The organism is Aquimarina sp. RZ0 (assembly GCF_008370685.1).
GTDB lineage: Bacteria > Bacteroidota > Bacteroidia > Flavobacteriales > Flavobacteriaceae > Aquimarina.
In genome coordinates, this window is record NZ_VTZU01000007.1 from 18833 (window position 1) to 44026 (window position 25194).

Here is a 25194-nt window from a genome sequence, read left to right on the forward strand (position 1 = left end):
TCAAACTATTGATTTTTAATTTGTATTCTTTTTAAACATACTCTAAAGTTAACCTTTTCGATTCTAAAAAAACAGAATATCTAAAAAATAGATAAGCCCGTTAGGGTTGTTAATCTTTCTAGGGCATACATTCCTACTGCTGAGTTTCCTTTTGGATTAAGAAGCGGGCTCCATACAGTTACAGCATATTGCCCGGGATGAATTGCTGCAATCCCTCCTCCAACTCCACTTTTTCCAGGTAAACCAACCCTAAAGCTAAACTCTCCGGCTTCATCATAAAATCCACAGGTCTGCATAATAGCATTGATACGTTTTATGCCAGTTGTAGAAATTACCTGTATATTGTTTGATAACATCTTTCCACCATTAGCATATATCATAAATGCTGTTGTTAATTCATGGCAAGACATTTCTATAGCGCATTGATAAATATATAGATCCAATACAGTCTCTATATCATTTTGAATATTACCAAAAGATTTCATTAGGTTTAACAGGGCAGCGTTTCTATGACTGAACTTCTTTTCAGATTCAAAGACTTTATCATTTACCCTGATAGAATCATCACCGGAGATTTTATGAATAAAATTAAGAAACTCTTTTTTAGGGTTTTCTAAATTAGAGACCAATACATCTGCAATTACTAGTGCTCCTGCATTGATAAAAGGGTTCCTGGGAATTCCATTTTCATATTCTAATTGAACCAATGAGTTGAAAGGATCTCCTGATGGCTCTACATCTACACGACTAAATAATTTATCTCCAACCAGATTCATTGCCATGGTAAGAGAAAATACCTTAGAAATACTTTGGATAGAAAATTTTTCTTTTTCGTCGCCAAACCCATAATGTCCAGAATTAATGCAGTATAAATGCATTCCAAGTTTATTCTGGTCAATTTTAGCCAATTCAGGGATATAAGAAGCTATTTTTCCGGATTTTAGTTTTTTGGACAACTCGATTTCAATCTCGTTGAGTATTTCCTGATACTTCATATATATACTAATTTATATGCGATAATGAACTTTTTGGATCTATTTCATAAGGAGTTTTGTTTTGTTGAAAAACGCGAGCAGATAAATTACCTTCTAGTATAATTTCATTCTGATCGACCCGTAACCAGCTTCCTTCACGTAATCCTATAACAGGTTGAGAATTGATAGTGTGAAATTCTTCAATTCTTGTTTCTCTGGTTTCTCCCTTGTGAGTAGAGTTGGGATCAGGATCAAGATAATGAGGATTCAGATTAAAAGGAACAATACCTAATGTTTTAAAACTAGGAGGGTGTACTATCGGCATATCATTTGTTGTTTGCATAGTCAACCCACAGATATTACTTCCTGCACTAGTTCCCAAATATGGGGTGCCGGATTTTATACTGTTTTTTAGAGGTTCCAATATCTTATTTCGATATAACTGATCTACTAATAAAAATGTGTTTCCTCCACCAGTGTAGATACCTTGCGCATTTTCTATTGCTTTTTGAGTGTCCTCATAGGTATGTATACCTACTATATTTTTACCAATTTTTTTAAAAACAGTTTGCACCTTTATAGTGTATTCATCATGAGATATTCCACTGGGGCGGGCATATGGGATAAAAAGTATTTCGGTACAGTTTGCATACAATTCAATTAAAGCATCTTCTAGGTATTCAAGTGTTTTACTTCCGTGGATAGCAGAAGTACTGGCAATTACACAATTTTGCATCAATTTATTTTTTTAGTAAAGGTAGTTTAACATTTTCTTATACAGAAATGTATTAAGGTATATAGAAAAATATAGTATCTTGAAAGAAAACAAATTTAATCAGCCTTGTTATGAAAATAAAATTATCAATACTTTTTGTCCTCTGTAGTATAGGGTTTTCTATTGCCCAGATCACGTCGAGAGTTATTGTGGATGGTAAAATTAACGCTCCTATCGGAGATGATGTTGAAGGAGTTGTAATCTATAACCGAAGTACGGATAAAGGTACTGTTACCGATAATGAAGGTCATTTCCATATGCGTATTGGTATTAATGATAAAATAGAGATAGAAGCCATGCAATATCAAAATTTTGTTGTCTTGGTGGATAAAGGAGTGATAAATAGCAAAAAGCTCAATGTTTTTTTGAACGAATCTGTAAATCTATTAGATGAAGTCATTGTAACTCCTTATGATTTACTAGGAAATGTTTCTGTAGATGTAAAGAAAGTAGCCGTGTCTATCGGGGGAATTGATGAGGTTGCAAGGCTCACTGCATCAAGAATTAATGATGCAAATTATGCAGATTGGAAACCTGATGAACTTTCTGAAGTAAAAAATAATGCTTATCTAACGAATAGAACAGTTCATGAACTTAATTTTGTTAATCTTTTCAAAGCTGTTTTTCAGAGTAAAAATAAAAAAAAGGATAAAAAAGATATTGCAGATATCGATGTGAAGGTCAGAAAAATGTATGACGACCAGTTTTTTAAAACAAATCTGGCGCTAGAAATGGATCAGATAAATGATTTTATCTTTTTTGCAGAGAATAATGGTTTGGATAAAACCTATCTGGAAGGAGGAAAAGAATTAGAATTAATTCAATTTCTAGTATCTCAAAGTAAGCTGTATAAGGATCGCAGGTAGAGAAATTAGCTGCAACATTTTTTTTAGCTTTTAGTCTTTCTATTTGTAAGACTAAATCTGTTAAGTGATTGTAAATGAATCATGAATAATTAAAATCTCTTGTATGATTTTGGTCATTAAATGAATATGCATGACCAGATTTCTATCATTTTTATTTCTTCTTTTTGTTATTTTCAAAATTTCTGGTCAATCCCAAAGTTTGAAAGGTAGTATCGTTGCAGATTCTCTAGAAGGTTTTGCAATTAATATTGTGAATTATACTAAGAAGCTGGGAACCACAAATGATGCCAATGGATATTTCGAAATTCCTGCCAGGGTTAAGGATTCCATAATATTCTCATCTGTACAGTATGAAATTATTTCTGTGATAGTATCAGAAGAAGATTTAGCAAATGAGAATTTTGTAGTGACATTGCATCCCGTCATTCGCAAACTTAGTGAAGTACAAGTAAGTGATATACATCTTTCTGGAAATATAAACAAAGATGCCAAAGATATTGAGGTTTTGCCAGTTGTGAATAATAGAACGCTGGGACTTCCTTTTAAAGATAGAGAACCTCTTACCCAAATTGAAAGAAGAATCTATACTGCAAGATCGTCTAATGGACCGATTCCAGTTGATTTGATCATCAATACAATCTCAGGAAGAATAGAAAAACTCAAAAGAGTAAAATCCATTGAAGAGCTGAAAAAAGTAATACAATTAGGTAAAACAACATTCAATATTTCTTTTTTTGTAGAAGCATTGGGGTTACCAGAAAATCTCATAACAGACTTTATGTATTATTGTGCAGAAGACGATTATTTTGAAGATTTACTGGAGAATTCAAAAAGGTTTTCATTACTAAAGTTTTTTGAACAAAAGGCGAGGTTATATAAAAACCATAAAGAAATAGATTAATTTGTATTATTCTTTGAGTGTGAAGCACTTTTTGGCATAGTTTTTATTCCAAAGTAGTACATTTACTGACTCGTACAAATTATTACCAATGAAAAAAGTTATATTTTTCTTATCAATAGTCTTTATAGCCCTCAGTTCTTTTACAACCCTACATAAGTTCTATGTGAGTGTAACACAAATAGAATATGATGAAGAACAAAAATCACTTCAGATTATTTCCAGAATTTTTATAGATGATATGGAGGATGTATTAAGAGAACGGTATGATGAATCTATAGAATTGGTTTCAGAAAAAGAACCCGATAGATTAGACGAATATATATTTAAATATTTGAGTAAGAAACTATTGATTATCGTAAATGGAGAAGAAGTACGTTTCACTTTTATAGGGAAAGAATATGAGAATGACCTTATTATATGCTATTTAGAAGTAGAAAATATCCCGTCACTTGAGAAGATCGAAGTCTCTAATCAGGTGTTAATGGATTTTTTTGAAGAACAACAAAATATTATTCACGTCAAAAAAGGTAAAAAGCGTAAAAGTCTAATTCTTGAAAAAGAAAGAGATATAGGGGTGTTAAAGTTTAGCAAATAAAGTACTAAACTTTTAAAAAACAATTATTTTGCACTTTATTACACTTAACACAATTGCACTTCAAATGAAAAATATACTTTTTATCCTTACTCTGGCGCTTTTTATATCTGGTATTGGATTGTACGGTCAAAGTAAAGGGGAAAACCGAGAATTAGGTCATACAAATCAAAACAAATTCAAGCAAATGTATGATGAGTTTGCAACTCCAAATATGTATAGAACAGCTTCTGGAGCACCAGGTTCTGCATACTATCAGCAACAAGCTGATTATAAAATGGATATAGAACTTAATGATAAAGAGAAGAAACTTTATGGTAAAGAAACAATAACATATACTAACAATTCTCCTGATAATTTGGAATTTCTATGGGTACAGTTAGATCAAAATATGCGAGCAAAAGACTCCAAAACACCATTAATTCAACCAGGAGGTGTAGATCCTGCCAGTACTCCAAACGGTTTTTTAACTAAGTATCTTTCAGAACCTTTTGATGGAGGTTTTACTATTACATCAGTAAAAGGCGCGAGTGGTAAATCATTGCAATATACGATCAATGGAACCATGATGCGGGTAGAAATGTCAAAGGATTTAATGCCGGGAGAGAAGTTTGTTTTTTCGATTGACTGGTGGTATAATATTAATGATCATGTGAATGGACGAGGAAGATCCGGATATGAAGAGTTTGAAGATGGTAATAGAGCGTATGTGATAGCTCAGTTTTATCCGAGAATGGCAGTATATAATGATGTAGAAGGCTGGCAAAATCATCAATTCTGGGGTAGAGGAGAGTTTGCACTTCCGTTCGGAAATTTTGAAGTTAATATTACAGTTCCTGCAGATCATATTTTAGACGGTACGGGAGTTTTGATGAATAGAAAAGAAGTACTTACCAAGGATATGATGAGTAGATATGAGAAAGCTAAAAAATCATATGACAAACCTGTAGTTATTGTAACTCAAAAAGAAGCAGAAAGTAAAGAGAAAACGTTTTCTAAAGACAAAAAAACCTGGAAATTAAAAGCTGAGAATGTACGGGATTTTGGATTTGCAACATCGAGAAAATTTATATGGGATATGATGGCTGTCAAAATAGGAGAAAAGGATGTGATGGCGGTTTCTATGTATCCTAAAGAAGGAAACCCATTATGGGAAGATTGGTCTACAAAAGTAGTAGCAAGTACGTTGAAGTCATATAGCAGAATGACATTTGATTATCCATACCATAAAGCAATCTCTGTGCATGCAAAGAACCAGGGGATGGAATACCCAATGATTTGTTGGAATTATGGAAGACCAGATAAAGAAGGTAACTATAGTGATCGTACAAAATATGGAATGATGAGTGTTATTATTCATGAAGTAGGACATAACTTTTTTCCTATGATTGTAAATAGTGATGAACGTCAATGGACCTGGATGGATGAAGGACTAAATACATTTGTACAATATGTGGCAGAACAAGATTTTGGAGAATGGTATCCCAAAGCATTAGGAAAGGATGAAAAATATCCATCTCGTCGGGGACCAGCCACAAAGATTGTTCCTTATATGAGTGGAGATCAAAGTTTTATATCTCCTATTATGTCGCAATCTAATAATATCCATCAATTTGGTAGCAATGCCTATGCTAAACCAGCAACGGGTCTGAATATTTTAAGAGAAACAATCATGGGGAGAGACTTGTTTGACTACTCTTTTAGAACCTACTCACAGCGATGGATGTTTAAACATCCGACACCAGAGGATTTCTTTAGAACTATGGAAGATGCTTCTGCAGTAGATTTAGATTGGTTCTGGAGAGGATGGTTCTACACTACGGATTATACTGATATTGGAGTAAAGGAGGTGAAGAAATATGTAGTTTCTAAAATTCCAACATTAGAAGCTCAAAAGTTTGCATCTAGTAGTAGAAATTTAAGATTTGCTGATTTCTCTGATCTGGTGGTAATGGTAGAAGAAGGCAGTGATGATTATAATAGAATAAAAGGTAATGGAGGTATTATTGAAGATCCAGTTGCATTAAAAGAATATTTAATGGATAATTTTTCGGTAGAAGAACGTAAAAATATGAAACAGCCTAAGTATTTTTATGAAATTACCTTTAATAAACCCGGTGGATTGGTGATGCCATTGATTGTAAAATACATTTATGAAGATGGTACCTCTGAAACAGTTAAATATCCGGCAGAGATATGGAGAAAGAACGATGTAGCCGTAAAAAGAGCGATAGCCTCAGAAAAAACTATTTCTAAAATTATAGTAGACCCTAATCGAGAGACTGCAGATATTGATACATCAAATAATAGCTGGCCACAAGGAAAAAATCAAAGTAAATTTGATCAGTTCAAAAATAAAGTAAAAGGGCAATAAAGTAAAAAAGGTGGCTATAAACATACTATTAAAGTCGTTCGTGCTTGTGAACGACTTTTTTGTATACATTATTGTCATTATATTTGTAGTCTTATGATAACATCACTTGCATTCATTAGCGGAACCGAAATTGCCTTTATAGTATTTATACTCGTCATGGTTTTTGGTGCAGACAAAATTCCTGAAATAGCACGTGGTTTAGGTAAAGGTATGCGTATCGTAAAAGATGCTACCAATGACATTAAATCCGAAATTACAAAGAGTGCAGAAAAACATGGACTGGATACTGACATAACTACAGATATCAAAAAAGAAGTGAATCAAGTCAAAGATGATATCGAAAAAATTACAGGACCTGTAAAACGTAAGTTTTAAAATTCTAAAATATTTATGAGGTCATATAATACAATATCTCACCATATGGTCTGAAACTTTTCTCCAGAATTTATATTTAGCATAGAATGCCATTGCAAGAGTTTTGTTTTATGAAATAATCAGCAATCATAGAATGCCATTTCTAACATGAAATTACCTGCTAAAATCATTATTTTTTGATTCAGTTTACTCCATAATCGAGATTTAAATGCCGCGTGGCTTGCTTCGAAATCAAAATGTTTTTTTTCAATAAGTGCCCCGTGGATAAGCTCCGAGATAGTTTAAAGTGATTTTATCTAAGAATTGGTGCAATAAACAATTTTCTTCTTAAATTATTAACATCTGTCTGGGGAATTTTGTTTCATTTTTACATTATGCATGCATAGTTTTAGGTTTTGTTTATATGTTTTTTATTATAAAATTCTTAAATATCGAACTTTTTTTTATTAAATTTATATTTATAAGGTATTAATTTTGGTTATTTGGTATTTTTAGGTAGTCTTTATTTTTGCTTTAATAATACACAAGCTCATTAAACTTATACTGCAATGAAAAAAATTATGATTCTCACGATAGGGTTGTTTCTGGCTCTATCCTGTTCCGAAAAAGATTCTGTCGAAATTACAAACCAACTCCAGGAATCTCAAAAAATTTTATCAATTGATGAAATTAATAATTATATAGAAAATCAGCTTAAGCAATATGGTGATGTAGATTGGACAAATGCTCCCGCGAATATATTGTATAGCGCAGTTATTCATGGAGGAGAAGTTTTAACTGTTGGTTTTGGAGAACAAGGACAAAGTTTTGTTCAGGGTAAAAGATCGGCTCAGTTAAATGAAGTTAGAAATAATATTCATGATATTGTACTGAAATCTGAGGGAATGGCAAAATCCAATATGATCGTTTCTGATGATGATATCTTTAATATAACTGATATTAGAATTACCAAATTAGAAACCATTAAAGCATTGCAAACAACTGATGGAATCCGTTATCTGGAGCCGAATGGTTATTCTTTTTATCTTAAGCAGGAAATTCAACAAAAATCTGCGGGATGTAATCAAGAAGACGAATCTATACATAATGAGGACTTTAGACTTATTTCTCCCAATGCAAGATTACCCTGGAATTTTGATATTCATAAAGTACCACAAGCCTGGAATTATAGTACGGGTGAAGGGATTACTATAGGTCTTATAGATACAGGAATATCTGCAAGTCAGAATTTGCTGGATGCTGGATTTAATGATGGTGATTCCAGAGGGAGATCAGTAGAACGTTTTGGAACCTATATTGATTCACCTTGGTGGTGGTCTAATAATATAGATGGTCCTAATGATAAATGTGGTCATGGAACTCAAATGGCTTCGGTAATTGCCTCTCCCCGTAATGATGATTTTATGTCAGTGGGAGTTGCCTATAATGCTAATTTAATTGCTTACAGAGCTACTTCTGATGTGGTTCTAAATGATTATCACGAACGTAAAGGAGTAAGTAATGCATTAAAAGCATTGGCCAATAGAAATGATGTAAAGATTATTTCTATGTCAATTGGATACCCCTGGTCAATAGGAAATGTAAAAGATGCTGTAAGATATGCATACAGAAAAGGTAAAATGATCATTGCAGCAGGAGGAACTTCTACTACATTTACAAATTGGTATGGTGTTATTTTTCCTGCTAGTATGAGTGAGACTATTGCTGTTACGGGATTAAAGGATAATGGATATAATAGATGTAACATATGTCACGATGGTAAAAAAATTGATTTCACTATTGTAATGCAAAGAGCCGGTGATGCAGATAGAACGATTCCTGTATTAGGGTTGAATACTGGTAGTCAGACATATGCTGGCGGATCATCGATTGCTACGGCTACCACAGCTGGAATTGCAGCTTTAGTCTGGTCACGTAATCCTGATATGTCAAGGGATCAAGTATTGAATAAGTTAAAAAAAGCAGGAGAATTTTATCCTAATAAAAACAATGCATTTGGTTACGGCAATATTAATGCGCTAAAAGCAGTAAAATAAACTCAAAATCAATAGATAAAGGAGCATTGTCTAATAGAATTCTCCTTTATCTATCTATGTATTGTTTCGTACTCTACTAATAGTAAGTCCGTCTCGAATGGGTAATAACACCGTTTCTATTCTAGTGTCCTCCACAAGTAATGTATTATATTCTAATAATGCTTTTGTAGAGAAATCTTCTTCAGCTACTTTTTCGATCACTTTTCCACTCCATAGTACATTGTCTGATAAGATAATTCCTCCAGGATTCATCTTGTCTATAATTAAATGAAAGTAATTAGGATAGTTAGGTTTATCTGCGTCAATGAATATCAAATCAAATTTCATAGCTATACGAGGTATAATCTCTGTAGCATCTCCCATATGCTGATAGATTTGGTTGCTATAAGGAGAAAGGTCAAAATATTTGCGTTGAAAATCTTCTAATTCTTCATTAATGTCAATGGTGTGTAATACTCCTCCTTTTTGTATTCCTTCTGCCAGACATAAAGCAGAATAACCCGTGTAAGTTCCTATTTCCAGTATGTTTTTTGGAGCAATTAATTTAGACAACATGCTCAATATACGACCTTGATATGCTCCACTAAGCATTCTAGGTTGTAATATTTTTTGATACGTCTCTCTAGTCAACTTTTGCAGTAACTCAGGTTCTTTTTCTGTATGTTGTACTATGTAATTGTCAAGCGCTTCCGGAATGAAATGCATTTTATTGTTTTTGCAAATCTAGAAGTTTTAAGGCAAAGACTTGAAAAAAATAAAGAGTTTTTACTAATGAGTAGAAATTTAAATTCTAAATATTTCAAAAGTTGTAAAAATATTTGCTGTAATTTTGAAGAAAACCACAGCAAATATCCTATATTGATTTTTTTAATCAATAACACAGAAACAACTACCAGTTAGAGGGTTCAATTGAATAACGCCATGGCATACAGCACTGCAATCAGGTAACGGAAATGATGTGCTTCCTCCTGTAACATTCTTTAGTTGATTCTTGTTTAATCTTTTAGTTCCTTTTAAGCTTAGAATTTTGTGTAACATAATTTTTTAGATAAAATTAGATTTCTCCTTGAGCATTTATAGACATTCAAGTTTTATGTCTTTTTATGGAGTGATACTTCCTTATAATTTTAATCAAAAGAAATTACCCCCTAATATATAATCAATGTCGAGAATTAAGATATTGTTACTATTAAAAGTCTATTTTATGATAGTTTTAACAATGCTCTAACTTTCATATTCTTTGAAAATGGTAAAAGTTGTTATAAAATAGTACAGTGGATTAATTTTTATGATCCACGAAAACCTTTTTAATCGATAGTTCTTTATTAACGAGAAGTAGTAGATATAAATTCTATTGAAGTCTCAACAGTAATCTGTATTTTTGAATTAAAATATAAAAATGCAATTCGAGAATAGTAGAGAATTTGCTCAGAAATTAGACCAACAAGATCCATTAGGATCATATAGAGATCAATTCATTTTTCCTAAAGTTAATAATAAGCAGGTCATTTATTTTACAGGGAATTCACTAGGATTACAACCCAAAGTTACCAGCAAATATATAGATGAGGTGATGAATGATTGGGCGGCATTAGCTGTAGAAGGACATTTTTATGCGGATAAACCTTGGTGGGATTATCATGAACGTTTAGCAAAACCTTTAAGTAAAATTGTAGGAGCAAAGACTTCAGAAATCACAGTGATGAATACCTTAACAGTTAACCTTCATCTGTTGATGGTTTCATTTTATAGACCCAAGGGGAAACGATATAAGATTATTTGCGAAGAAAAAGCATTTCCCAGTGATCAATATATGCTACAGAGTCAGGTTAGATTTCATGGATATGATCCTGATGATGCTATTGTAGAAATTAAAAAACGTAAAGGAGAGCATAATTTCAGGATAGAAGATATTCTCTCTACAATCTCATCCGTAGGAGAAACCTGTGCATTGGTTTTAATCGGTGGAGTGAATTATTATACAGGTCAGGTTTTTGATATAAAAACTATTACAAAAGCGGGTCATGAGATTGGAGCTTTTGTAGGTTGGGATTTAGCACATGGAGCCGGTAATGTACAACTGGAATTGCACGATTGGAATGTAGATTTTGCTGCTTGGTGTAGTTATAAGTATATGAATAGTGGCCCGGGAAATGCATCAGGATGTTATATTCATGAACGTTTTCATAATAAAAAAGACATACCTCGTTTTGAAGGATGGTGGGGAACTGAAAAAGAATCCAGGTTTCTTATGAAACCAGAATTTACACCAATGTCCAATGCCGATGCGTGGCAATTGAGTAATGCCTCTATTCTTTCTTTAGCACCTTATCTGGCTTCATTAGAGTTATTTGATGAGGTTGGAATGGAAACTTTAATCCAAAAACGAAATTTGATTGTAGCATATTTGGAATATATTCTTCATAAAATAGATGCAGAGGTAGATAGTACTTTTGAGATCATTACCCCATCAATCCAAAGAGAACGAGGAACTCAACTTTCTGTGTTTTTACACGGGGAAGGGAAAAGGTTATTTGATTATTTAATGAAAAATGGAGTGATAACAGATTGGCGTGAACCTAATGTAATCAGATTAGCACCAGCACCTTTTTACTGTTCTTTTGAGGATATGTATGATTTTGGACAAATACTTAAACAAGGGATAAAAAATAAGAATTAATTTTATTCTATATCCAGTTGTTTTATATATGTAGATGGGTTTACTCCTGTATATTTCTTGAATTGTTTACAAAAATAAGAAGGATCATTAAAACCAGATTTATATACGACTTCTATAATAGGTATGTTTTTGTTTTCAAAAAATTCTTGTGCCTTTTTTATTCTGAATTCATTAAGGAAATGGATAAAATTCATATCAGTAGCAGATTTAAACATTCTACAAAATGAATTAGGGGTCAATCCTAATTGTTTTGCCAAGGTTTCTGATCTGATTTTTTTGGCATAATTAGTATTGATATACTCAAATACTTTTGATACTCTTTCTAGTGAGTTTTTATTAATTTCTACAGGTGAATTTGATTTTAATAATGTTCTATTGTTTTTAGAAACTGATAATTGATAGAGAATACTTAAGAAATTTAATAATTGTTCCGTACAATTCTGATGGGCAAAGCTTAAGAATAAACTAGCTAATTCCTGCTTGATTTCTTTAGAAAAGAGAATTCCTTTGTTGGACATTTTAATAAATGCTAGTAATTTGTCGAATTCTGGAAAACGACTTAACTTTTCTTGAACAAAATTCTCTGAGAACTGGATTACTACTTCTACATTATTTTTATGTTGTTTATTTCCAAATGGGATATGTGGTATGTTAGGTCCTAGGAATATTAATACCCCATCCGTATAGTTTTCTGTCTTTGAGCTTACCTGGATAGTCCCTTTACCATTTCTAATAAAAACTATTTCGTATTCTGGATGTATGTGCCAGTTTATTTGATTGCAGAGAGTATTGTCTCGGTAACTTTCTATTTTTAATGAGGAGGATTGATCTACATAAATCTGTTCATATGATAATTTCATATAATAAAATTACCATAAAAATATCTTATTAGAGTTAAATGAGAATACTTTGTTTTATAATTTGAATACTTTGTTTTAATGAGCCTGCGTATTTGTAGCTAACTTTGATATTGAACTTTTTATAAATACATATTTTGGATTCATTACAGCTTATATTGACCAGACTACGTTATTTTGGGCCTGCGTGGGTTTTTGCTTCTCTAAATATTATGGTAAGTACCTGGGTACTTTATATCCCACAAATGAAAACCAAACTAGGGATTGATGATGCTCAACTGGGGATTGCACTCTTTAGTTTTGCATTAGGAACATTGACTATGATACCAGTATCTTATAGAATAGTTAATAAACTTGGAGTAGGTAAGACCACTTTTTTTGGAATCATAATATGTTCTCTATTATTTTTAGTTCCTGTTGTAATGACAGATTATATAATGTTATGTATTGCACTATATTTAGTAGGCATATTAGCCTGCTTAACAGATGTATCAATGAACGCATTAGTATCAGAAATAGAACAAGAGGATGCTATTCATTTTATGTCTGCATCTCACGGTTTTTTTAGTTTGGGAGGAGTTATTGGCGCAGGAATCGGAAGCTTTTTGATCAATTATTTTAATGATTCGCTATTGCATATGCTTAGTGTTGCTGTTTTTTGTTCTGATAACCAACGTACTTATTTGCAGTTCATATATATCTATAGAAGGCGAGAGATCTAATAAGAAAGACTGGAGTTCTGGTCTAAAATTGATAAAACCCCTTTTGGGACTTACAATTATTGCGTTTTTGATTATGGGTAGTGAAGGCGCAATAGAGCATTGGAGTAAACTTTATATGCAGGATATTGTACAAATATCATCAGAAAAGATTTCTGGATTTGGATTTGTTTCTTTTTCTGTGATGATGACTCTAGGCCGCTTTTTTGGAGATATGGTAAGTAGGCGTTTTGGGTCTATATCAATAATTATGGGAGGATGTTTGATTAGTTTCTTTGGTTTTTTAGGCATACTTAATTCTCAATTAATAATTACTGTCATTGGATTTGGATTTGTTGGTTTCGGATTTTCGGTTATTATACCAGAATTGTTTCGTCTCGCAGGTAAAACTAAAGGTGTTTCTCCAGCAGAAGGAATATCTTTTGTCGCAGGATTTGGATACCTTGGCTTTTTAATAAGTCCTCCATTTCTGGGATTCTTATCTAAAATTGAAAGTTTAAAACTTAGTTTTACAGCCTTATTAATTGCAACACTACTAGCATTGGTGATTGCAATTTTTATTTCTAAAAGATTTAAGAAATAAACTTGATCGCCAACCTGTTCTGGAGTGGATACTATTGATGTTTTGAAATATACAATACCCATTGTGCATTTTGATATTTTTGAATTCCAAATTCATCAATTCGATTTCCAGGATATTAGGAGTAGGAAGGAGTGTATCGGGATTGACTCGATAATTGAGATTTAAATGGAGGCTAGCCTCGAAATCGAAATGTTTATTTCAATACATGCCTCGGCTTGTCCCTAAGTAGTTTACTATAAAAAAAACACTTCTGGCAATTTTTATAGTATCAGTTTTAAAATGCAGAAAGAATATTATAGTATAACGTATTATTTTAGATTATTCGTTAATTACTTTAATATTAGTAAAGTATACCTTGAGAGAACCTTCTTTGTTTATATGAGTTTTAGCAATTTTGATACCATTAAAATCGGTATAATCCTCCCAGGTAGTTATCATAGAAGGTTCTGGAGTATTTGATTTTCTAAAAACCCACTCTTTAATACGAAAATCAGTATCATAGTAAAAATCATAGGCATCGCCAGGGGTGTAACCTCCTTTGTCATTATATAGAATAGTGAGTTTTTGTAATCTCTCTTTACTGATAGGTGCTGTAGCTATATCTTTTGTCGTTATTTTGGTTCCTGTATCCCATACCAAATTGTAAGGAGCTAATAGCCAAAATTTGTCATTAATAAACTGTTGATCGGCATCAATCAGAATACTATCCATTTCGGATCTGTTATAAGAGATTGTATCTTTTGTTGAGTATAAAGTTACATCCTTGGTTTTTGGTTTCCATTTCCAGGAACGCTCAAAATGGTCTTTACCGCGATCAACATTAAAAGTAAACCTGATTTCAGAAACTTTTTTCCAAAACTCAAGACCATTGGCATATGCAATACTTTCTGCCACAGTCAGTTTTTTATCTATATTTTGTTTTTCAGAAGGGGTTGTCACCTCTATTGTAGTACTATTTTTTGTAACCTTTACTTCTTTTTGTTGGCAAGAAAAAAATAAAAAGCAATAAGTAATCCAAATTAGTGTGTTTTTCATATTAGGAGTTGTTTTTTGGGCAAACGTAGATAAAATTGATTTTTCTCTTTTATTTTTTAACAATACTATAATTTTAAATTGTTTTTTGAAACTTGTTGTAGCCTAGACAATAAATGAGGCATTAGTATACTCTAAAGGTCGATAAGGTCTGAGTTGGGAAATATTAATTGTTTAATAGTAAGGAGATCCGCTGTTATTGGTTTAAATGATGAGTAACAAAATAACCAATAATTTTGATGTATACCTTAATCCATTTTCTATAATAAATGAAGCGGTAATACTGTTTCATCTTAAAATAAAGGAAATTTCTCAATTAGTGCTATATGATGTTAAAGGTAGTATAGTTTTTCAAGAAAATACAGGGAAATTGAAACCAGCAAATCATTCAAGTGATCTGAGGATCTTTCACAACTAAAAAGTATCAAAAAGACTCTATTTGTTAAAACCTATGGTCGGAGGTAAAGTACTGAATGAAAAAACATCATTAGTACTGTAGATTTAGCTCTAATTGATGGATAATTTAAATCGGAACATGGTAGTACTAATTAAACTTGGTCTCAATACAATTTCTCTACGCTACTATTATGAAAAAAATACTCACCGCAACTTGAGTTTCTTATTCACATAAAAAAAACCTCCGACTATGGAGGTTTTTTTTCTTACTATCTATAGATGATTACTGAACAATCAGTTTGTATTGTGGAGTTTTATTTAATGGACAGAAATAGTTATATTCTCCTTTTTTTAGTGTTACTGTTTTTGAACTTTCTGTCTTACCGTCCGCAACAACTTTAGTTACATATGCCTCTTGTATATGATTTTTAGGATCAGAAGCATCTTTTCCAGCTGGTATTAATACAAAACCAACATCCGTTCCAACACTGTTATTAGAAATGTTGAAAACATAATTCCCTTCTGACAAAGTAATTTGCTTTTGAGTAAATTCTCCTTTTGTCTGTTCTAATGATACTGTTTTTACTTCCTGAGCAGATGAGCTAAATGCTATTGAGAAAATAAATGCGAATAATGTGATTACTTTTTTCATGATTTTTAAATGTTTGTATATTAATGGTTTAAATGTATACTAATTTATGTTAAAAGAAGAGAAAGAGAAACTATTTTAGTGTTTTTTCTCTTCTCAGAGTTTAATTTTTGAGGGGGTATTACACTGTTGCAGTCTCCAAAGGTTGTGCAACTGGAAAATCAACTGGTACTTGAGTGGTGCTATGTATATAATTAGAAATCGTTTTATCTCCTACCAATACAATGGTATCTATCAAATTACCTTTATTATACCCCGCAGCGAGAAAAGTATCTACAACATCCTGATCCGCGCGACCTCTATTTTCCGTAATGTTTTTGGCAAGTTTTGCCAGAGCATCTAGTTTAGAATCAAAAGAAGCGTTGCCAGCTCTTAATTCCAGTATCTGTTCTTCTGTGAATCCGTTCATTTTTCCGATCGCTGTATGAGCTGATAAACAATAGGTGCAATTATTTACTTGACTAACAGCTAAGTTTACTACTTCTTTTTCTTTTGCTTTTAAGGACGTTTTTGCATTAGAAAAATTTAAATAATTCTCTAATGCAGTATCGCTGTGCGCATACGTTGCATAAAGATTCGGAACAAAGCCCAATGCTTTGGTAAGATTATCAAAAATTGCTTGGTTCGTAGTATTTACTTCTTCTCTTGTTGGTACATTTATTGTTGCCATTTTTTTTAATTTTATATGTTCTTAATATTTTTTTTTAATTTTAAGGTATTCTAAATTAAAGGTGCAAATATCTTATTAAAATATAAGTGAGGTAATGTTTGTTTTTCCCTACAACTTGTCAATTTTTCCTTTTTATAATTTTTCTGCAGAAATAAAAGGCCTCTCTGCATTACAATAAAAATCGTGATGACTTCTTTGATCACAGTGCGTTTTTGGGCTGATACTATTAATAATTTTTTTTCTACTGGCACTAAATATTTCTATTAAATTGAAAATTGATTTATTTTTTGTCATCTTTTTATATTTTAAAATTACTGATACAAAGATGCATCAGAAGGAAAGCTTGTAGAATGGTTATTTTTCCTTTCAGTATGTATATTCTTCCTTACTTCAAAAAAAGACTGAGATTTTTCGAGTTGCGAGGTATAAAAATAGTATACTATGAACTCATCTTAACTTTTTGTTTTAACCGAAAATGAGATGAAATTTGTACAGATGAGGTGCTTTTTGTAGTCTATAGTAGCACTACAGACAAAAAAAAGTAACGAAACACGAACGGATTTCAGTTATTTTTTGAGGAATAGAAAAAATGCGATGAATTCAATAAAAAAGAGTAGTAAGTACTATTTTATAGTATGCAATAAAATGATTTTTGCCAAGATGAAAGAAAAGTTGGAAAATATATTAAAATCTTTTAGTGAGTTTTCAGAAGATGATATTATCAGAGGTCTGGATTGTTTTGTATTTAAATCTTTCAAAAAAGATGAGATCTTAATTGAGGCTGGACAAACCTGTGATTGGATTGCTTTTATCTGCTCTGGCATTGTAAGGAACTATTATAGCTCCAGTAAAGATGAAGAAGTTACTTATTGCCTGACATTTCCTAACAAATTTATTGCAGCGTATTCTTCATTTATATCAGGAAAAAAAACTTTTGAGAATATCCATGCTTTGATCGACACAGAAGTGCTAATCATCAAAAAAAATCAATTTTCTGAACTCACTAATACTAATAATAACTGGCTTAAATTCTCAAATTATTTTGCTGAGCAATCTTATGTTTTGATGGAAAATCGTTTACTGGCTCTTCAAATGGAATCTGCTGAGAAGCGTTATAAAGATTTGATTATTAATCACCCTGAATTCATACAACTAGTGCCATTAAAATATATCGCCTCATACCTTGGGATAACGCAAAGGCATCTTAGTCGGCTAAGAAAAAAAAATTCTTTTTAGACATTTGTCCTTTATGAGCTCTTTGTTGGTCAATACTTTTGTAAAAAATAAATTGATACTATAATGAAACTTAAAAAGGTGCTACTCATAAATGGTCATCCCGACAAAGAAAGTTTTAATTTTGGATTAGCAGAAGCTTATAAGCAAGGAGCAGAAAACTCAAATGCAGTAATTGATGTTATTAATATAAGAGATTTAGACTTCGATCCGAATTTACAATTCGGGTATCGAAAAAAAATTGAACTTGAACCAGATTTATTAAATTCTATTGATAAAATAAAAGAAGCAGATCACATTGTTTGGCTTTTCCCAATGTGGTGGTATGGCTACCCCGCAATTATGAAAGGCTTTATTGATAGAAGCTTTCTCCCTGGAATTACTTTTGATTATGTTCCGGGAAAAGCATTGCCTAAAAAGCTTTTAAAGGGAAAAACAGGTAGAATTATAATAACCGCCGATACTCCAAAGTGGTACAATAGCCTATTTATGAAGAATCCTGTAATTAATCAATTTAAAAGAGGCACATTACAATTCTGCGGGATTAACCCAGTGAGGATAACCTACATTGCTCCAGTAAAAGGTACTACAGAAGAATTCAGAAATAGGTGGTTAACCAAAATTAAAAAACTGGGAAAGGAAAACAAATAATAAACAATCCAAGAGAATATACTTCTTATATCATTTCTCAAATAAAATCATCGTAAAATGAAACAAAACGAAATGATTTTAGCAGGTAATTTTATTTGAGAAATTCTGTTACATCAAGAGCTTAGATGTTCTACAAGGTAAGTAATCTATATTTTTTACGTAAGATTTATCTGACCTAGACAGGTACTTAGTTAAATAAATTATTGGTTGAATTAAAGAAAACTGGGTAATGCATTGATTTTACCATTAAACGTGTCTTTTCTAGAAATAAAATACAATTCTTCTAGGTTGTTGTCGAGAATAAATTGATGACCAAGTTGTGGCAAATTATTTTTTAAAAAAATCTCAAATGCTTTAGGATTCGTACTCCTGTTGGCAGCTTTTCTGATAGTCACTAGATACGAAGGAATGATTAATTTGATTGTACTTTTATTTGACGAAAATAATAAGTATTCATTTTCTTTCTTTGCAATTTTTATTTCTTTTCTGAAATCGATTTTTTTTGAGGCAATTAGACTCTGGTTATAATTACTGAAGGTATTTTTATAAACAATTTCTTTTGTATCATTAAGATATACAGTCTCTAACTGGCTTTTATATACTTTTCCCTGTGTATATCCCAAAAAAAATACGAAAAGGAAAACAAATAATGTTGTAATTCTGATGTTGTGTGGCTTTTTCATATCTCTTTATGTTTTAATCCCGAAATATAATATCAGGATTTATTTGTTGCTATTTTATAGTACAAAATTGAGGCAAAAATAAATATAATAAAAGAACATTTATTCCTTCTTTATTGTCAATAGTTCCCAGCTACTTCAGTTTTAAGCTGTTTCTTAAATTCTGACGGAGATAACGTTGTATGTTTTTTAAACATTCGACTTAGATGAGAGGCATCATCAAAACCAACTTCATATGCTATTTCCTTAGCAGTCTTATCCGTATATATAAAAAGTCGTTTTGCTTCTAAAATTATACGATCATGAATAATTTGTAACGGACTTTTTTGAAACCTGGCAAAACTATTAGAAAGTGTCTTAGGAGATTTGAACAATTTTTCGGCATAAAACGCTACAGAATGTTCTTTTTTAAAATTAGATTCTACTAAAACATTAAATTCTCGTATTATATCTACCTGTTCATTATATACATTTTTGAATCCACTTTGTTGTTTTATAAGTCTGGTGGTTGTTATAATAAAACGCGCCATCAACATTCGTAACATTTCAGCTTGTATTGTATCAATTGTGTTTAACTCATCAAGAAATACCTGATGTAAAAAATCTAGTTTTTTTTGATTTTCTGAATCAAGTTTTATAATTGGGATTGTATTATTTCCATAAAATAAAACTCCCATACAGCTTACCTCTTTATCATGGTCTTTTATACAATAAAACTCCTGATTAAACTGATATACTATAAGATTTTGCCCTTCTATAAATTTAAGATATTGATTCGGGGTAAGAACAATGATACTATTTTGCTCTAAGCAGAAGGATATTCCATCAATCTCTAATAAGGCAGAGTAGTCCCTAGCCCATATGAATGTAAATAAATTAACACTTTTTGATTTAGTGTAACAGCATAAAAATTCTTCGTCAGCTATTTTAAATCGAGCATCTGTAGAAAATTCTTTGAATTCCTTTACCATACATGTATCTGTCGTTTTTATATTAATAACATTACAGAAGCAATAGGCAAAAATTTAATTTTCTACTATATGCATCATGTATCCAATATCAATTATAAATTTACATATTATTTCATTAGAAGTATGTTATAAAAAGGCTAATTAAATAATGAAATTTTTGTCGTTATCGAATCAAATGCAATAAAATTTCAATACCTAATACTCTTACTAGTGAATTCAGGAATTAATTGATTTAAATACAGTTAGCTCAACTATAGAGTATACTATTTCTAGTTTATAAGTACCATTAAAATTTGCTCTTTTTTGACCAAATAAGAAATTGCTGCTTGCTATTTGATTTGAGTATTTTAAAACAAGAATTGATTACACTATTTAAGCAATGATTTGGTTTCTTGATCAGGTTGCGCATATTGAAATCTATCCACTAATTCGGGCAATGCGTATCCATCTAACCCAATATTGGCAATGGTATCTGCTTTGTCTAATTGTACCCAACCATCTTTATGAAGGATATTATTTTCCAGATAAATATGTTTAATAGTTCCAATAATCAGAATAGTACCATTTTCTTTGATTGGGTACTCATTAGTATATGTACATCCAATTTTGATCATACTATTTTTGACATATGGTGCACGAAATTCATGGAGGTATTCTGGTTCAAGATCTGTTTTGTCAAATTCAGAAATATGTTCTTCATATTTTGCTGCCGTATGATGTGCGGCAGAAATCATTTTTTTGGTAACCAGATTTACTGTAAAAAAACTGTTTTCTTTGATGTTTTTATAGGTGTTTCTGGGGACGGTTGTAGGTCTAAGGATAAAACCTAACATTGGAGGATTACTACCTATATGAACAATAGAATTAAATATAGCAACATTTGTCGTTCCTTGGTTACTGCTAGAAGCAATCAAGGTGCAAGGTTTATACCCAATACAACTATTTACTAGATTAGCGCGATATCTAGAGGATAATTCATTAAGTTGTTTTAATGTAAAGTGATTCATTTTGTAGTATATTTAGAAACTGTGTATAAAATTATATTTAAAAACTAATTTACAGTAGGTAATGTCTAAAGAATTGCAAAAATATTTTGAAACCAATAAGGCCACCTGGAATAAAAAAGTAGGCATACATTCAAAAAGTGATTTTTATAATCTTGACGCATTTAAGAATGGTAAAAATTCATTAAATACATATGAAATTGATGCATTGGGCGATGTCTCTGGGAAGTCTCTATTACATTTACAATGTCATTTTGGACAAGATACGCTAAGTTGGAGTAGGCTGGGAGCCAAATGTACCGGAGTAGATATTTCTGAAAAAGGAATAGAAATGGCAGAAAACCTGAACGCTGAGTTAAAATTGGATGCCAAGTTTGTTCAATGTAATGTCATGGATATTTCTGCGTATATCAAAGATACATTTGATATCGTATATACCAGCTACGGAGTGATTGATTGGTTGCCAGAGTTAAAACCTTGGGGGCGTATGATTGCAGATCGATTAAAACCTGGCGGTGTTTTTTATATAGTAGAATTTCATCCCATTGTTTGGATGTTTGATTATACAGAAGGAAAACCAGCCATTAAGTATGGTTATCATCAAAAAGAAGTAATTTATGAAGAGTATCAGGGAACGTATGCAGATACAAGTTCAACAATGATAAGTAAAGAATATGGTTGGAATCATGGCTTAGGAGAAGTAGTCTCTTCACTTTCTGAAGCTGGATTAACTATAGAATATTTAAAAGAATATGATGAATCGCCATATGATATTTTTCCGGATTTGGTTACAATGGAAAATGGAATGTTTACAAGTTTGAATACATTATTCCCGTTGATATTTGCAATTAAAGCTTTTAAATAACAATTCATTAATAATTTTTTTACATTTGCTGAAGGTTTTAATGCTTGCATACGTTCTTCATGTAGAACAGAATTGTTTTGCCAGAGGACATTAAAGCTCGAATCCATCAAGATTCTTAGCCAACCTCTGGTAGACCGGTATCATAACATTTTTATGCAAACAAAAAATATAGCAATCGTTGGGAGTGGATTAGCAGGTTCATTATTAGCAATTTACTTAAGGAAACGAAACCATCACGTTACTGTTTTTGACAGAAGACCAGATATTAGAAAGGTAAGATTCAGTGGTAGATCTATAAATCTGGCGATGTCTGTTCGTGGATGGAAAGCGCTGGATAGAGTAGGGATAGGCGAGAAGATTAGAGAATTAGCTATTCCATTAAATAAAAGAGCCATGCATGTCAATGGCAAACCAGAATATCATCAGTACTATGGTAATGATGGAGAAGCTATCTATTCTATTTCCAGAGGAGTTTTAAATCGAAAAATGATAACATTGGCAGAAGAAGCCGGAGTTGTTTTTAGGTTTAATGAAAAAGTATGGGATGTTAATCTGGTCGAAGCTAAAATATATACGGGAGAAACAGAAAAAGGAGCCTGGAAAGAGTATCAGTATGATTTGATTTTTGGTTGTGACGGAGCATTTTCCAGAGTACGACATAAAATGCAGCGAAGAAGTAGGTTCGATTATTCTCAAGACTTCTTAAGTGCTGGATATAAAGAACTCGGTATTCCTGCAAATAGTGATGGCTCTCATAAACTTGATAAAAACTCACTTCATATATGGCCCAGAGGAAAGTTTATGTTAATAGCATTACCAAATCTGGATGGTAGTTTTACCTGTACTTTATTTATGCCTCACGAAGGCGAAAATTCTTTTGAGAAGTTAACATCTGATACCGAGGTTTCCGAATTTTGGGAGCAACATTTTCCTGATACTATAGAGTTAATGCCTACCTTATTAGAAGATTTTAAAAATAATCCGACCAGTGCTTTAGTAACCATGAAATGCTATCCCTGGACATATTGGGATAAGGTAGCTTTAGTAGGAGATTCTGCTCATGCCATTGTTCCCTTTTATGGTCAGGGGATCAATGCTGGTTTTGAGGATATTTCTGTGCTAGACGATATTATAGAGGCATATAAAGGTGAAAATTGGCAAGATATTTTTGAATCATATCAGCGTACAAGAAAACCTGATACAGATGCAATTGCAGAGCTTTCTTATCGTAATTTTATGGAGATGAGTAGTAAAACTGCAGATCCGGAGTTTTTGCTAAGAAAAAAAATTGAGAAAAGATTTTCTGAAAAATATCCTGATCTTTGGGTTCCTTTGTATACCAGAGTTACATTCTCTCATAAACCATATGCAGAAGCATTAAAGCTAGGAGATCAACAAGCCAGAATTATGGATGAAATTATGCAACTAGATAATATTGAGGATCTTTGGGGGACTCAGGAAATTGAAGATCAGATATTAAATAAGATTAAAAAAATTACTATTGATTCTAAAAAAAGAATTACGGAGAAGTATTTTTAACTTTATATTATTATAACTTTTAAGAAATAAAATTATAATGTTTGTATATCATAATTTTATTTCTTAAAAATCTAATCAACAGTATTTATTCAAGTTTTTGTTTGTTTTATAAAAATTAGAATTCGAAATAAGGAAGTAATATCAAATGCAAGTGCATATTTAATTAAAATCAGAATCCTCTATAAATTTATCACTACAATTTTCTTCACTTCACTACAAAAGATAGATTTCATGAGGTTTTCTACCATTTTAAAACAAGAATTCATTGATAATTCAATGCTGTTTTAAAATAACCAACATGATCGCCTACCAACTCATTTTATTAAGCCAGTATGTATCTCCATAATTTGATATATAATAAAGTAAATTATACCCTTCTGCTTTTTTTAAAGAATTAGGGAGTAAACAGGGGATAACCCAGTATCTGGGAAGATCCGTTGCTTTAAGTTTTATTACAGGTTTTTTAAAGCCTATTTCCCGTTGACTAAAATAGCTGTTATACGAAATTTGATTCTTGCTATCATTATGAAATAGTCGTAAACCGTCCTCAAAATATAAGGTAGTTATTGAACCTTTTTCTTTTTTTTCATTTTTATATTCTACCGTATCTAATAATGGGGTAAAACTTTTTAATGTGCCTTTGGTATCAAAATTAACCAGAATACTTGCCCCATATGTGTGATAGTAATCCAATTCCATGGTAGATTGATTTCCATTTTTTCTGAATTCGTTTTTGGTAATTTTTCTTTCTCCAATCATATAGATATCATTATCAATAATTTTACAATCAATAACTTCTAAGCTTTTTAGATTGTTTGCTGTTTGTTTTTCTTTCCAGAGATGTTTCCCTAGCAAAGTATGCTCGGATAGATCATATAGAAAAGCGCCATTATTTTCATCACCTTCTCCTACGCTGACAATACTTTTTTTCCCGTGCCAGAAGAACCCTATTAGCATAGGCGTATCGTCTATAGTAATGAGCTTCATATTCATAGGTTGAAATCCATCTGAAGAAAATGTTGTTGTATTTACGCTATTTCCGTTAAATTCTAATAAGTGTGTAGTTCTTGCTTTTTTATTAGCATCCGTAATTTTGCTCAGGTATACTTGTCCTGTATTAGCAACAAACGCTTTCTCATGATATACTTTTTTTGCATCAAATGTTAGTGTCTCCGTCTGTTCCCATAACAAGTTTAGGTTTATATCGTATACCCGGGTTTGTATTTTTTCTTTAGTTTTCTTTTTGTATGGCATACTGGCATATACAGCAATTTTTGATTGATCAGGAGAAACCGTAATTTTATAAAATCCAGATTTGGAGTAGCTTTCAATAGGAAAAGAAGCTATTGTTTTATAAGGATTGATTGTATTTTCTTTTTCCTGATATACTTGTGCGTATACTTCACTTTTTCCGGATTTTTTATCCATTGCTTTGGATATAAAAATAAGTCTGTCTTTTAGCTCTATTACTTTTAGTAAATCTGCGGCTCGTTGCCCTAATTTAGGTAAGTTAAAAAAGCTAGAAGCAATAGGATTAGTAGATTGATCATATTTTGTGAGTTTTATTTCTTTGCGATTATCTGTCATTACATTGTCTAAATGGCTGTAGGTCATAAAACCATAGGCAGAAGGGAATGTAATATGTGTTATTTCCTGATTATTTTTTTTTGTAAAACTAGTACCTGTTTCGGTTTTAAATTCCTGAGAAAACCCTTGGTGTATTGTAAAACCAATAATTATAGCTATGATATTTTTTTTCATGGATGTTCTCA

Annotated in this window: 25 protein-coding genes; 13 read left to right on the top strand and 12 right to left on the bottom strand. The window is 31.7% G+C overall.

Going from position 1 to position 25194, the window contains the following annotated elements; genetic code table 11:
* Positions 1–80 precede the first annotated feature (80 nt).
* Together F0000_RS04335 and pepE are read right to left on the bottom strand one after the other, a co-directional pair.
* Complete coding sequence (locus tag F0000_RS04335) at positions 81–995, bottom strand: glutaminase (RefSeq protein ID WP_149623479.1); 915 nt, start codon at positions 993–995, stop codon at positions 81–83.
* A gap of 7 nt (positions 996–1002) precedes the next feature.
* A complete protein-coding gene (gene pepE, locus F0000_RS04340) occupies positions 1003–1710 on the bottom strand; it encodes a dipeptidase PepE (RefSeq protein ID WP_149623480.1) in 708 nt (235 codons plus the stop codon).
* A gap of 110 nt (positions 1711–1820) precedes the next feature.
* On the opposite strand from pepE, the gene F0000_RS04345 reads away from it, so the two are divergent.
* The 6 genes from F0000_RS04345 (at position 1821) to F0000_RS04370 (ending at position 8893) form a co-directional block, all read left to right on the top strand.
* Positions 1821–2615, top strand: coding sequence for a carboxypeptidase-like regulatory domain-containing protein (locus F0000_RS04345; RefSeq protein ID WP_149623481.1), 795 nt, complete (start codon positions 1821–1823; stop codon positions 2613–2615).
* 130 nt (positions 2616–2745) lie between these two features.
* Complete coding sequence (locus F0000_RS04350; RefSeq protein WP_149623482.1) at positions 2746–3516, top strand: hypothetical protein; 771 nt, start codon at positions 2746–2748, stop codon at positions 3514–3516.
* An 88-nt stretch (positions 3517–3604) separates the two neighbouring features.
* On the top strand, positions 3605–4111 hold the full coding sequence (locus F0000_RS04355) for a DUF6702 family protein (RefSeq protein ID WP_149623483.1): 507 nt from the start codon (positions 3605–3607) through the stop codon (positions 4109–4111).
* Between the two features lie 64 nt (positions 4112–4175).
* The gene (locus F0000_RS04360; RefSeq protein ID WP_149623484.1) at positions 4176–6482 is read left to right on the top strand and encodes a M1 family metallopeptidase; all 2307 of its coding nucleotides are present in this window, start codon (positions 4176–4178) and stop codon (positions 6480–6482) included.
* Positions 6483–6575: 93 nt separating this feature from the next.
* A complete protein-coding gene (locus F0000_RS04365) occupies positions 6576–6857 on the top strand; it encodes a twin-arginine translocase TatA/TatE family subunit (RefSeq protein ID WP_149623485.1) in 282 nt (93 codons plus the stop codon).
* A 548-nt stretch (positions 6858–7405) separates the two neighbouring features.
* Complete coding sequence (locus F0000_RS04370) at positions 7406–8893, top strand: S8/S53 family peptidase (RefSeq protein WP_149623486.1); 1488 nt, start codon at positions 7406–7408, stop codon at positions 8891–8893.
* A gap of 54 nt (positions 8894–8947) precedes the next feature.
* On the opposite strand, the gene F0000_RS04375 is transcribed toward F0000_RS04370, so the two are convergent.
* Positions 8948–9598 carry an O-methyltransferase gene (locus tag F0000_RS04375; RefSeq protein WP_149623487.1) on the bottom strand — a complete coding sequence of 217 codons (651 nt, stop codon included), beginning with the start codon at positions 9596–9598 and terminating at the stop codon, positions 8948–8950.
* A 162-nt stretch (positions 9599–9760) separates the two neighbouring features.
* A complete protein-coding gene (locus tag F0000_RS04380) occupies positions 9761–9931 on the bottom strand; it encodes a bacteriocin (protein WP_149623488.1) in 171 nt (56 codons plus the stop codon).
* A 361-nt stretch (positions 9932–10292) separates the two neighbouring features.
* Here F0000_RS04380 and kynU point away from each other — a divergent pair, with 361 nt between their 5' ends.
* The gene (kynU, locus tag F0000_RS04385) at positions 10293–11573 is read left to right on the top strand and encodes a kynureninase (RefSeq protein ID WP_149623489.1); all 1281 of its coding nucleotides are present in this window, start codon (positions 10293–10295) and stop codon (positions 11571–11573) included.
* A gap of 2 nt (positions 11574–11575) precedes the next feature.
* Here kynU and F0000_RS04390 read toward each other — a convergent pair whose 3' ends face one another.
* Positions 11576–12433 carry an AraC family transcriptional regulator gene (locus F0000_RS04390; RefSeq protein WP_149623490.1) on the bottom strand — a complete coding sequence of 286 codons (858 nt, stop codon included), beginning with the start codon at positions 12431–12433 and terminating at the stop codon, positions 11576–11578.
* 134 nt (positions 12434–12567) lie between these two features.
* Between F0000_RS04390 and F0000_RS28075 the strand changes: the two genes are divergently transcribed.
* Together F0000_RS28075 and F0000_RS28080 are read left to right on the top strand one after the other, a co-directional pair.
* On the top strand, positions 12568–13152 hold the full coding sequence (locus F0000_RS28075; protein WP_223148869.1) for a sugar MFS transporter: 585 nt from the start codon (positions 12568–12570) through the stop codon (positions 13150–13152).
* 43 nt (positions 13153–13195) lie between these two features.
* Positions 13196–13732, top strand: a complete 537-nt coding sequence (locus F0000_RS28080) for a hypothetical protein (protein ID WP_223148870.1) — start codon at positions 13196–13198, stop codon at positions 13730–13732.
* Positions 13733–14050: 318 nt separating this feature from the next.
* On the opposite strand, the gene F0000_RS04400 is transcribed toward F0000_RS28080, so the two are convergent.
* The 3 genes from F0000_RS04400 to F0000_RS04410 all read right to left on the bottom strand — a co-directional run bounded on the left by F0000_RS04400 (position 14051) and on the right by F0000_RS04410 (position 16479).
* On the bottom strand, positions 14051–14767 hold the full coding sequence (locus F0000_RS04400) for a hypothetical protein (protein ID WP_149623491.1): 717 nt from the start codon (positions 14765–14767) through the stop codon (positions 14051–14053).
* Positions 14768–15443: 676 nt separating this feature from the next.
* Positions 15444–15812, bottom strand: coding sequence for a cupredoxin domain-containing protein (locus tag F0000_RS04405; protein ID WP_149623492.1), 369 nt, complete (start codon positions 15810–15812; stop codon positions 15444–15446).
* Between the two features lie 118 nt (positions 15813–15930).
* Positions 15931–16479, bottom strand: coding sequence for a carboxymuconolactone decarboxylase family protein (locus F0000_RS04410; RefSeq protein ID WP_149623493.1), 549 nt, complete (start codon positions 16477–16479; stop codon positions 15931–15933).
* A gap of 660 nt (positions 16480–17139) precedes the next feature.
* Between F0000_RS04410 and F0000_RS04415 the strand changes: the two genes are divergently transcribed.
* Together F0000_RS04415 and F0000_RS04420 are read left to right on the top strand one after the other, a co-directional pair.
* Positions 17140–17715, top strand: a complete 576-nt coding sequence (locus F0000_RS04415) for a Crp/Fnr family transcriptional regulator (RefSeq protein WP_149623494.1) — start codon at positions 17140–17142, stop codon at positions 17713–17715.
* A gap of 63 nt (positions 17716–17778) precedes the next feature.
* Positions 17779–18363 (top strand): NAD(P)H-dependent oxidoreductase, encoded by a 585-nt coding sequence (locus tag F0000_RS04420; RefSeq protein ID WP_149623495.1) that lies wholly within the window; start codon positions 17779–17781, stop codon positions 18361–18363.
* 212 nt (positions 18364–18575) lie between these two features.
* Here F0000_RS04420 and F0000_RS04425 read toward each other — a convergent pair whose 3' ends face one another.
* The 3 genes from F0000_RS04425 to F0000_RS04435 form a co-directional block, all read right to left on the bottom strand.
* On the bottom strand, positions 18576–19046 hold the full coding sequence (locus tag F0000_RS04425) for a hypothetical protein (RefSeq protein WP_149623496.1): 471 nt from the start codon (positions 19044–19046) through the stop codon (positions 18576–18578).
* 116 nt (positions 19047–19162) lie between these two features.
* A complete protein-coding gene (locus F0000_RS04430) occupies positions 19163–20014 on the bottom strand; it encodes an AraC family transcriptional regulator (protein WP_149623497.1) in 852 nt (283 codons plus the stop codon).
* A gap of 368 nt (positions 20015–20382) precedes the next feature.
* Positions 20383–21021: a flavin reductase family protein gene (locus tag F0000_RS04435; RefSeq protein WP_149623498.1), complete on the bottom strand. Its 639-nt coding sequence runs from the start codon at positions 21019–21021 to the stop codon at positions 20383–20385.
* 61 nt (positions 21022–21082) lie between these two features.
* Between F0000_RS04435 and F0000_RS04440 the strand changes: the two genes are divergently transcribed.
* On the top strand, positions 21083–21883 hold the full coding sequence (locus F0000_RS04440; protein ID WP_149623499.1) for a bifunctional 2-polyprenyl-6-hydroxyphenol methylase/3-demethylubiquinol 3-O-methyltransferase UbiG: 801 nt from the start codon (positions 21083–21085) through the stop codon (positions 21881–21883).
* 153 nt (positions 21884–22036) lie between these two features.
* Positions 22037–23422: an NAD(P)/FAD-dependent oxidoreductase gene (locus tag F0000_RS04445; protein WP_149623500.1), complete on the top strand. Its 1386-nt coding sequence runs from the start codon at positions 22037–22039 to the stop codon at positions 23420–23422.
* A gap of 306 nt (positions 23423–23728) precedes the next feature.
* On the opposite strand, the gene F0000_RS04450 is transcribed toward F0000_RS04445, so the two are convergent.
* Positions 23729–25183, bottom strand: a complete 1455-nt coding sequence (locus tag F0000_RS04450) for a hypothetical protein (protein ID WP_149623501.1) — start codon at positions 25181–25183, stop codon at positions 23729–23731.
* Between the last annotated feature and the right edge of the window lie 11 nt (positions 25184–25194).